The sequence below is a fragment of the Mycobacterium sp. E2497 genome (genome assembly GCF_001668695.1).
Lineage (GTDB): Bacteria > Actinomycetota > Actinomycetes > Mycobacteriales > Mycobacteriaceae > Mycobacterium.
The window spans coordinates 32299-41936 of the sequence record NZ_LZKD01000080.1 but is presented as its reverse complement, the minus strand read 5'-3'; the positions used below and the strand labels follow the sequence as shown (position 1 = coordinate 41936).

General features: G+C 70.4%; 9 protein-coding genes. 4 read left to right on the top strand and 5 right to left on the bottom strand.

Annotated features, from left to right (window positions below; translation table 11 throughout):
• Window positions 1-158: 158 nt before the first annotated feature.
• The 4 genes from ctpC to A5713_RS06195 all read right to left on the bottom strand — a co-directional run bounded on the left by ctpC (window position 159) and on the right by A5713_RS06195 (window position 4907).
• A complete protein-coding gene (ctpC, locus tag A5713_RS06210) occupies window positions 159-2333 on the bottom strand; it encodes a manganese-exporting P-type ATPase CtpC (RefSeq protein ID WP_068093657.1) in 2175 nt (724 codons plus the stop codon).
• A 10-nt stretch (window positions 2334-2343) separates the two neighbouring features.
• On the bottom strand, window positions 2344-2625 hold the full coding sequence (locus tag A5713_RS06205; RefSeq protein ID WP_067924953.1) for a DUF1490 family protein: 282 nt from the start codon (window positions 2623-2625) through the stop codon (window positions 2344-2346).
• A gap of 99 nt (window positions 2626-2724) precedes the next feature.
• Window positions 2725-3447, bottom strand: coding sequence for a TIGR03089 family protein (locus A5713_RS06200; protein ID WP_197516309.1), 723 nt, complete (start codon window positions 3445-3447; stop codon window positions 2725-2727).
• Window positions 3435-4907, bottom strand: coding sequence for an LCP family protein (locus tag A5713_RS06195; RefSeq protein ID WP_068093653.1), 1473 nt, complete (start codon window positions 4905-4907; stop codon window positions 3435-3437). Before A5713_RS06195 ends, A5713_RS06200 begins: the two co-directional genes overlap by 13 nt.
• Window positions 4908-5005: 98 nt before the next feature.
• On the opposite strand from A5713_RS06195, the gene rfbD reads away from it, so the two are divergent.
• Genes rfbD through A5713_RS06180 form a run of 3 tightly spaced genes read left to right on the top strand, consistent with a single transcriptional unit; the run spans window position 5006 to window position 7866 of the window.
• Window positions 5006-5893 carry a dTDP-4-dehydrorhamnose reductase gene (gene rfbD / locus A5713_RS06190; RefSeq protein WP_068093650.1) on the top strand — a complete coding sequence of 296 codons (888 nt, stop codon included), beginning with the start codon at window positions 5006-5008 and terminating at the stop codon, window positions 5891-5893.
• Window positions 5886-6794, top strand: coding sequence for a glycosyltransferase family 2 protein (locus A5713_RS06185; RefSeq protein ID WP_067918264.1), 909 nt, complete (start codon window positions 5886-5888; stop codon window positions 6792-6794). The genes rfbD and A5713_RS06185 overlap by 8 nt, the downstream gene beginning before the upstream one ends.
• Window positions 6787-7866 carry a sugar phosphate nucleotidyltransferase gene (locus A5713_RS06180; protein ID WP_067918267.1) on the top strand — a complete coding sequence of 360 codons (1080 nt, stop codon included), beginning with the start codon at window positions 6787-6789 and terminating at the stop codon, window positions 7864-7866. The genes A5713_RS06185 and A5713_RS06180 overlap by 8 nt, the downstream gene beginning before the upstream one ends.
• 10 nt (window positions 7867-7876) lie before the next feature.
• Here A5713_RS06180 and A5713_RS06175 read toward each other — a convergent pair whose 3' ends face one another.
• Window positions 7877-8812 carry an NAD-dependent epimerase/dehydratase family protein gene (locus tag A5713_RS06175; protein WP_158243969.1) on the bottom strand — a complete coding sequence of 312 codons (936 nt, stop codon included), beginning with the start codon at window positions 8810-8812 and terminating at the stop codon, window positions 7877-7879.
• Between the two features lie 94 nt (window positions 8813-8906).
• Between A5713_RS06175 and A5713_RS06170 the strand changes: the two genes are divergently transcribed.
• A complete protein-coding gene (locus A5713_RS06170; RefSeq protein ID WP_068093647.1) occupies window positions 8907-9539 on the top strand; it encodes a TetR/AcrR family transcriptional regulator in 633 nt (210 codons plus the stop codon).
• Window positions 9540-9638: the final 99 nt, after the last annotated feature.

The window sequence follows — 9638 nt, the reverse complement described above, 5'->3', positions numbered from 1 at the left end:
CGTCGACGCACTGCCCCGCAACGCGGGCGGCAAGGTGCTCAAGCGGGTGCTGACCAGCCAGGCTTGACACGGTGGTGTTACACCGGTTTTCGTCGCGAAACTGCATTCCGCGACGCGTTCGCCGAGTAATGCCGTCGCCAGTTGCAGTTTCGCGGCGGTTAAAGGCGATACCGGATCAACCGGGAGCTGTTGGCCACCACCGCGACCGACGAGGCGTTGTGCAGGATCGCGGCGAGCACGGGGGACAGCGCCCCGCCGGCGCCGATGATCAGGCCCGCGGCGTTGACCGCGATCGACATGCCGTAGTTCTCCCGGATGACGTCGACGGCGCGGGCGCCGAGATCGCGCACGTCGAGCAGGCGGCGCAGGTCGTCGTTGGCCAGCGCCACGTCGGCGGTCTCGACGGCGACGTCGGTCCCGGCCAGGCCCATGGCGATCCCGATGTCGGCCGCGGCCAGCGCCGGCGCGTCGTTGATGCCGTCGCCGACCATGCCGACCAGGTAGCCCTCGTCCTGCAGCCCGCGGACCACCTCGAGCTTGTCCTCGGGCATCACCTCGGCGCGCCACTCGTCGATGCCCAGCTCCTCGGCCACCACCTCGGCGATGTCCGGGTGGTCGCCGGTGAGCATGACTATCCGGCGAATACCGTTGTCCCGCAGCTCCTTCAGCACATCGACGGCCTCGGGGCGCACCTCGTCGCGCAGGCTGATCAGCCCCACCAGCTTGCCGTCGACCGCGAGCAGCAGCGGGGTCTCCGCCTGGCGCCGCAGCCTGTCCACCCACTCCGACGCCTTCTTGGACACCCGCACCTTTTCGGCGCGCAGCAGCCCGGGACTGCCGAGCAGCAGGGTGCGGCCGTCGGCCCAGGTCCGCATGCCCAGACCCACCAGCACTTCGCACTCCTCGTGCGGCGGGATGGTGATGTGGCGTTCCTCGGTCGAGCGGATCACCGCCTCGGCCAGTGGGTGCCGCGAATGGATCTCCGAGCTGGCCGCATACGCCAGCACCTGCTCGGGCTCCCAATCCTTGTGCAGGGCGATGATATTGGTGACCACGGGGCGGCCGACGGTCAGCGTGCCGGTCTTGTCGAAGACGATCGCGTCCACCCTGCCGGCCTGCTCGAGGTGCGAGCCGCCCTTGATCAGGATGCCGCGGCGCGCGCCGTTGCCGATCGCGGCGCTGATCGCGGTCGGGGTGGACAGGCCCACCGCGCAGGGGCACGCGATCAGCAGCATGGTCATCGCGCGGCGCACGTCGCCGGTGACCGCCAGGGTGAGGGCGGAGACGACGAACGAGGTGGGAACGAAACGGCGGGAGAAGTTTTCGCCGACGGTCTGGATGGGCGCCCGGTCGTGCTGGGCCTCCTCGACCCGGCTGATGATGCGCCCGATCGCGGTCTGGTTGCCGACGGCCTGGGCGCGCACCACCAGGCGTCCGCGCACCACGACCGACCCGGCGTGCACGTGCGCGCCGACCAGGACGGAGACGGGCAGGTTCTCGCCGGTGATCGCGGACTGGTTGACGATGGCCTCGCCGTCGATCACCTCGCCGTCCACCGGGATCGCGACGTGGTCGTGGATGACCACCTCGTCGCCGATCTGCACGCTGTCGATCGGCACCTGAACCTCGGCCTGGTCGGGCAGCCGGATCCACGCCGTGTCCTGGCTGCCGCGCAGCAGTTCGGAGATGGCCCGCCGGGTCCGTCGCAGGGTGAGGTCTTGCAGGTATTCGCCGATGTTGAGCAGCCACAGCACGGTGAGCGCCACCACGTTCTCGCGCAGCACCAGGCTGGCCACCGTCGCCGCCGATACCAGAGCGTCGGTGCCGGCGCGGCCCGACCGCAGCGAGCGCAGCGCGCCGCGCAGGAACGGGTAGCCGGTGAAGACGGTGACACCGGTGGCCAGGATCCGGCCGTTCGGGCCGAGCAGCGGCGGCCGGGCGAACACGTAGCGGCGCACGCCGAGCAACGCCAGCGCCACACCGCCGACCACCATCCGCAACACGTCGGTGTTGCGGATCTCCGACGAATGCGGCGCGCGTGCCGGGATCAGCTCGGCGGCGACGTGCGCGGCGGAGCCGATCGCGGCCAGCACCGCGGAGCGGTCGCAGCGCCGCGGCGAATACCAGACGACGACGGATCCGGTCCGCGGGTAGGCGTGCACCACGCGCACGCCGTCCTGCTGGGCGACGGACTCCTCGATCGCGACCGCGCGCCGGGAGTCGCAGCGCAGCCACGCGACGGAAACGCGCATGCGCCCGGCGGCATCCGAAATGATCTGCAGCGCAGGGTCTTCCGTGGTCAGGTCGGGGAGGGCGGCGGTGTCGACGGACATGCCCGCGCGATCAGTGGTCGTGCTGGTGGGCGTCGGCGATGGACGGGGTGGGGGCTTCCTCGCCGATGCGTTCGCGGGCCTCGGCCATCACGTCGGCGATCTTGAGCCGGGCCGACTCGGCGGCCTCCTCGGCCTTGCGGGTCCCGCGCAGCCCTAGCTCGGCGGCCGACACCGCGGTCTCGTGCAGGGGGGCCTTGGCCACGGCCTTGCGCACCACCTCGTAGGCCGTCACGCCGACGAGGCCGGTCACCACCGTCGATGCCGCCTTTGCCAAGAGCGCGTATCCCGCCATTGCCCGGACCTCCTCGTCGTCGCAGCGTCAGCTGATGCTCGCTCGACGTTAACATCGAAATATTGCGATATCAATATGAATCGGGGCGGGTGCGCGGGCCTACAGCACCCGGGTGACCTTTTCGGTCTTGATCCTGCGCGGCAGCGCCGACGGGTCGGGATTGGCCACCTGCACCAGCGACGCGCCGACGGCCAGGATCGCCAGCAGCCCTTCCATCAGCTCCGCGGGTCCGGACCACGCGGCGGTGGAGAGGACCCGGTCGGCGGCCGTCAAATCCCTTGCCGCGGCCGATGTCCGGCAATCGGCCAGCACCTCGTCGACCGATCGGCCGGCGAGCGCGGGGCCGGGATGGCGTTCGGCGACGATCTGGTCGCCGTGCACCCGGACGGCCGTGGCGTAGTCGGTGACGCCGATCGGCAGGTCGGGGGCCGGGCGGCCGAAGGGGTCCAGCGAGAGCACTGCCACCTCACCCCCCGATGCCGCCACGGCGGCGTCCGCCTCGTCGAGCCGTTCGGCGGTGCACAGCGCCACGTCGGAAGGCCCCGCGAACACCGCCTCCGCGCCGATCCACCACACCCCGAACAGCGCGGCCGCGGTCTGCCAGTGCGCGGGCAGCAGGATCGCGACCCGGCTGCCCGGCCCGGCGCCCAGTTCGTCGCGCAACAGGTTGCCGGTCTTGGCCGCCCAGTTGGCCAGCGTCGCTGCGGACAACTCGATCCGCTCGCCGGTCGCGTCGTCGTAGTAGGTGATGCGCGGGCCGACCGGGTCGGCCCGCAGCATCGGCTCGAGGATCGCCCCGGACAGCGTGCTCAGTTGATGCACTCGGGCTTGTCGGAACCGGCGGTCAGGATCGGCGAGGGCGCCGGGACGTTCGGGTCGGGTGCCACCGCGCCGACGTTGGACACCTTGGCGGGCATCACCGTCCCGGTGCCGGACAGCCCCGAGCCGGGGCCGCTGTAGTCGTTGCCGAGCACCACCCGCACCGAGCCCGCCGCGACGGACGGGTCGGCGACCACCGGCAACCCGCCCAGCTCCTTGGACACCTCCTGGGCGCCGAGGTCGTCGGTCTTGGCCGCCCGCACCTGGCTGCCCTTGACGTGGCCGCCGTCGTTGTTGCCGACCGTGCCCGCACCGAATCCCTTGGCGGTCAACACCTGGGATACCGCCGACGCCAGGCCGTTGATGTCGGTGTCGTTGACCACGCTGGCGGTGGTCTTCGCCGGGGTGTAGGCGATCTCCTCGGTCTTACCCTGCTCCTGGTCGTGCAACAGCCCGTTGACCCAGTCCTGGACCTGATGCGGGTCCACCCGCACCACGCTCTGCATCCCGTCGTCGCTCCAGCCGGCCCCGTCCAGCACCGGGATGGTGGCGAACGCGACGTTGCCGCCGGCCAGTTTCTGCATCTGCTGGACGAAATCCATGACGTCCCAACCCTGCGAGATCACCACCGAGCGCTGCACGGCCGCCTCCAGCCGTTTGAGCGTCGTGGGGCTGGACAGCGTCTTGCCGGAGATGACGCGGTGGGCCAGCGAGGCCATCACCACCTGCTGGCGCACCACCCGGTCGAGGTCGCCGCGCGGCAACTCGTGGCGCTGGCGGACGAAGCTGAGTGCCTCGGGCCCGTCGAGCCGCTGCGGTCCGGCCGGGAAGTCGGCACCCGAAAGCGGTTCGAACACCGGCTCTTTGAGGCAGACGTCCACGCCGCCGAGCGCGTCGGTGATCAAGGAGAAACCCAGCAGGCCGATCTCGGCATAGTGGTCGACGGTGACGCCGGTGAGGTCGGCGACGGTCTTGATCAGGGCCTCGCGCCCGGCCTCGGTGCCTTGCGCCGCCGCGTCCTCGGCGGAGTCGCCGGCCTTGACCAGGCTGGTGCGCTTGGCCTCGCGGGTCTGGCCGTAGACGCCGTTGATCTTCGTCTTGCCCAGCCCGGGGGCCGCGACGTAGGAGTCACGGGGGATCGAGATGGCGGTCGCCGACTTCCCGTTGTTGGGGATGCGGATCAGGATGATCGTGTCGGTGTTGGTCGCTTCCTCGTCGCCGGCCCGCAGGGTGGCCAGTTCCTCTTGAGACAAGGGGTTGCCGTGCGCGTCGGTGCGGCTGTCGAGGCCGACCAGCAGGATGTCGATCGCGCCGTCGTCGCCGCCCTTGCCCAGCGAAGGTGCGGACATGTGAAAGATGCCGTCCTCGAACGACCGGACGTTGCTCCACGCGAGCCCGGTGCCGAGCACGACCGCGAGCGTGAGCGCGGTCGCAATCACACGAATCACACGATGCACTCCCATCCCATTAGATTACTTGCGACCCACACGCTTCGCGGGTAGCGAAGCACCGCGCGCCCCGGCGTTCGCCCGCGCTTTCCCGGGCATGCCAGACTCAGACCATGTCGAGCAGGATCGTGATCGCCGGTGCCGGGGGCCAGCTGGGTGGGTTTTTGCGCTCGCTGGCGGCCGGTAAGGACCGCGACGTCCTGGCGCTGACGTCGTCGCAGTGGGACATCACCGACCCCGCCGCCGCCGAGCGCGTCGTCCAGCGCGGCGACGTGGTGATCAACTGCGCGGCCTATACCGACGTCGACGGCGCCGAGAGCGACGAGGCCGGCGCCTACGCCGTCAACGCCACCGGCCCCGAGAACATCGCCCGGGCCTGCGCGCGCGCCGGCGCCCGGTTCATCCACGTCTCCACGGACTACGTCTTCGACGGTGACTTCGGCGGCGCGCCGCCGCACCCGTACGAGCCCAGCGACCAACCCGCCCCGCAGAGCGTGTACGGCCGCAGCAAGCTGGCCGGGGAGGAGGCCGTGCTGGCGGCGCTGCCGGAGGCCGTCATCGTCCGGACCGCCTGGGTCTACACCGGCGGTGACGGCAAGGACTTCGTCGCCGTGATGCGCCGGCTGGCCGCGGGGGACGGCCCGGTGCGGGTGGTCGATGACCAGGTCGGGTCGCCGACCTACGTGGGCGACCTGGCGGCCGCGCTGCTGCAGGTCGCCGACGATCACGTGCCCGGGCCCATTCTGCACGCCGCCAACGAGGGCGCGGTGTCCCGCTTCGAGCAGACCCGGGCGATCTTCTCCGAGTGCGGCGCCGACCCGGCCCGGGTGCAGCCGGTCAGCACCGCCGAGTTTCCCCGCCCCGCGCCGCGCCCCAGCTACTCCGCGCTGTCGGGGCGGGAGTCCGCCGCGGCGGGCCTGCGGCCGTTAAGGCCGTGGCGCGCCGCACTTGTCGCGGCGCTGGCCGCCGCCGATCGACCGTTACCCTCTACGCGTGACTGACGTCCTGCCGGTCGTGACGGTGACCTACTCACCGGGCCCACACCTCGAGCGATTCCTGGCCTCGTTGTCGCTGGCCACCGAGCGGCCCGTGTGCGTGGTGATGGCCGACAACGGCTCCACCGACGGGACCCCGCAGGCCGCGGTCGAGCGCTACCCCAACGTGCGGCTGTTCCACACCGGGGCCAATCTCGGCTACGGGACCGCGGTCAACCGCGCGGTCGCCCAGCTCGCCGAGACGCCGGACGTCGACGACGACTGGGTGATCGTGGCCAACCCGGACGTGCAGTGGGGGCCGGGCAGCATCGACGCGCTGCTGGAGGCCGCCACGCGGTGGCCGCGCGCCGGGGCGCTGGGCCCGCTCATCCGTGATCCCGACGGTTCGGTGTACCCGTCGGCGCGCCACCTGCCGAGCCTGGTCCGCGGCAGCATGCATGCCGTCATCGGGCCCATCTGGAAGCGCAACCCCTGGACGGCGGCCTACCGCCAGGAGCGGCTGGAGCCCACCGAACGCCCGGTCGGCTGGCTGTCCGGGTCGTGCCTGCTGGTCCGCCGGTCCGCCTTCGCCCAGGTCGGCGGGTTCGACGAGCGTTACTTCATGTACATGGAAGACGTCGACCTCGGGGACCGGCTCGGCCGGGCCGGCTGGCTGAGTGTCTACGTGCCGTCGGCCGAGGTCCTGCACCACAAGGGGCACTCCACCGGGGACGACCCGGCGAGCCACCTGGCGGCCCACCACAAGAGCACCTATATGTTCCTGGCCGACCGGCATTCGGGGTGGTGGCTGGCGCCGCTGCGCTGGGCGCTGCGGGCCGCGCTGGCGCTGCGTTCCCGCCTGATGGTGCGTGGGGCGCTGCGCACTCGGAGACGGAAACTGGCGGAAGGGCGGCGCGCAGATGGCTAACCCACAAGTCGATGCCGTGATCCTCGTCGGCGGCAAGGGCACCCGGCTTCGGCCGCTGACGCTGTCGGCACCCAAGCCCATGCTGCCCACCGCCGGGTTGCCGTTCCTGACGCACTTGCTGTCGCGCGTCGCCGCAGCGGGCATCGAGCACGTCATCCTGAGCACCTCGTATCAGGCCGCCGTGTTCGAGGCCGAGTTCGGCGACGGGTCCAAGCTGGGCCTGCAGATCGAATACGTCACCGAGGACCGGCCGCTGGGGACCGGCGGGGGCATCGCCAACGTCGCCGACCACCTGCGCCACGACACCGTGATGGTGTTCAACGGCGACGTCCTGTCGGGTGCCGACCTGGGCCAGATGCTCGACTTCCATCGCAGCAACCGGGCGGACGTCACCCTGCACCTGGTCCGGGTGGGCGACCCGCGGGCCTTCGGCTGCGTGACCACCGACGAAACCGGCCGGGTCACCGCCTTCTTGGAGAAGACGCAGGATCCGCCGACCGATCAGATCAACGCCGGCACCTACGTGTTCGCGCGCGACATCATCGACCGCATCCCGCGCGGGCGCGAGGTGTCGGTCGAGCGCGAGGTGTTCCCCGCATTGCTCGCCGATCCGGACGTCAAGGTGTGCGGCTACGTCGACGCCACCTACTGGCGGGACATGGGGACACCGGAGGACTTCGTCCGGGGATCGGCGGACCTGGTGCGCGGCATCGCGCCGTCGCCAGCCCTGCACGGCCACCGCGGCGAGCAGCTGGTGCACGACGGCGCGGCGGTGTCGCCGGGCGCGGTGCTGGTCGGCGGAACCGTCGTCGGAAGGGGCGCCGAGATCGGACCCGGCGTCCGGCTGGACGGCGCCGTGATCTTCGACGGCGTCAAGGTCGAAGCGGGCAGCGTGATCGAGCGCTCCATCATCGGCTTCGGTGCGCGCATCGGTCCGCGCGCGCTGATCCGCGACGGCGTGATCGGCGACGGCGCCGACATCGGCGCGCGCTGCGAGTTGCTGCGCGGCGCCCGCGTGTGGCCGGGGGTGTCGATTCCCGACGGCGGCATCCGCTATTCGTCCGACGTCTGAGGCCCCGAGCTCATCGCGCGGCGCCGCGATACCACTCGATGGTTCGCCGGATGGCCTCCTCGTGGCGCGTCACGGGCAGGGGCCCGAAGGTGTGGTCGAAGGCGGAGTGGTCGACGACCCAGGGTCTTGTCCGCTGATGCTCGAGTTCGGAGTAACCGCGCAGTCGTCGATCGAACAGAGCCATGAGGTGGGTGGTCACGGCGGGCAGCCGGATGGGCCGGAGCGGTCGGCCGGCGACCTTGCCGGCAAGCGCCACGAAGTCCGAAACCGGCAGCGTCACATCGGCCGGCGTGTGCCAGATTCGGCCGTCGGCACGCTCGTCGTCGCCAAGCACGATCAGCGCTTTGGCGGTGTCGACGGAGTAGGCGAACGTGTGCGGCAGGTTCAGCGGCGCGAACCAGATCGGATTCCGACCCCGTGACAACGGCCCGATGATGAGTTCGTCGGGCAAGGACATCCGCGCTTCGGGGCCGTAGTAGTCACTGACCCGGCCGATCGTCACCCGCGCCCGGCCATCGGCGTGCGCCTCGAGCAGGGAGCGCCCCAACCGGGCGCGCAGTTTCTCCTTCGGGCCGACGGGCCGTTCCGGTGTCCGCTCGTCGAAGCGTCCGTCAACGGGCCCGTAGGCATACAGGTTGTCGGTGAACACCAGCTTGGCAGCGGTGTCTTGTGCTGCGGCGATGGCGTTGTCGACCATGACGGGGAACGTGCTGAGCCAGTCGGGGTAGGCCACGTTGGCAGCCAGATGAATGACCGACGCCTTCCGGCAGGCGGCAATTGCCGCGGACCGGTTCAGCAGGTCGGCACGGTGATTCTCGACTCCCTCCGGGATGCCAGTCCCGGAGCGGGTTACGCCCCGCACGGGGCGGCCTTGTGCTGCGTACTGGCGTGCGATCTCCCCGCCGAGCCCGCTGCCGGCCCCGAACACCACTGCCGTACCGCTCACCGCGCCTCCAGATAGCTCTAACGTAATATCCAATAACTATAGTTATGACCTATTACTAGAGTAGCGTGTTATCACCGTCGACGAGAAGAGAGCGATGTCGCAACCGCCAGCGAGCCGACGAGAGCGTTACCGCCGGGAAGCGACGGACGAGATCAAGCGGATCGCAATGCGTCAGCTTGCCGAGTCGGGAAGCGCCGGAATTTCGATGAGCGCCATCGCCAAGCAGATGGGAATGACCGGACCGGCGCTCTACCGATATTTCTCCAATCGGGATGCGTTGATAACCGCACTGATTCGCGATGGATACGCGGACCTGACGCGCACCGTCGAAGGGGCGGCAGGGCGCGGCGCGGGGCGGTCGGCCGCCGACCGGCTCCAGGCGGTGGCCGGCGCCGTGCGCAGCTGGGCCAGGGAAGAGCCGCAGCGTTACCTGCTGCTATTCGGCACGCCGATACCCGGTTATCGGGCGCCGATGGACACCGTCGCCGAGGCGTTCCGCCCGCTCAATGTCCTCGCCGGCATCGCCGCCGAGCTGCTCGGTGAGCCGACTCCGGACGATCGGGCCCTGCTGCTGGCGACGGTGGCGTGGGCCCGTATCCATGGCGTCGTCAGCCTGGAATTGGTCGGTCAGTTCACCCACCTGGACATGCACCCGGCCCGGCTTGTCGCCGGCGAGATGAATCATCTTGTCGCACAGATTCGTTCGGGCTCGATCGACTGGCAGTAAGCGCGGTGACGCCACTGGATCCTTGACACCCGAGGCGGGCGGTGACTATGGTCACAAACCATCAGATGGTTTTGAAAACCATACAGCGGTTCTAGCCGG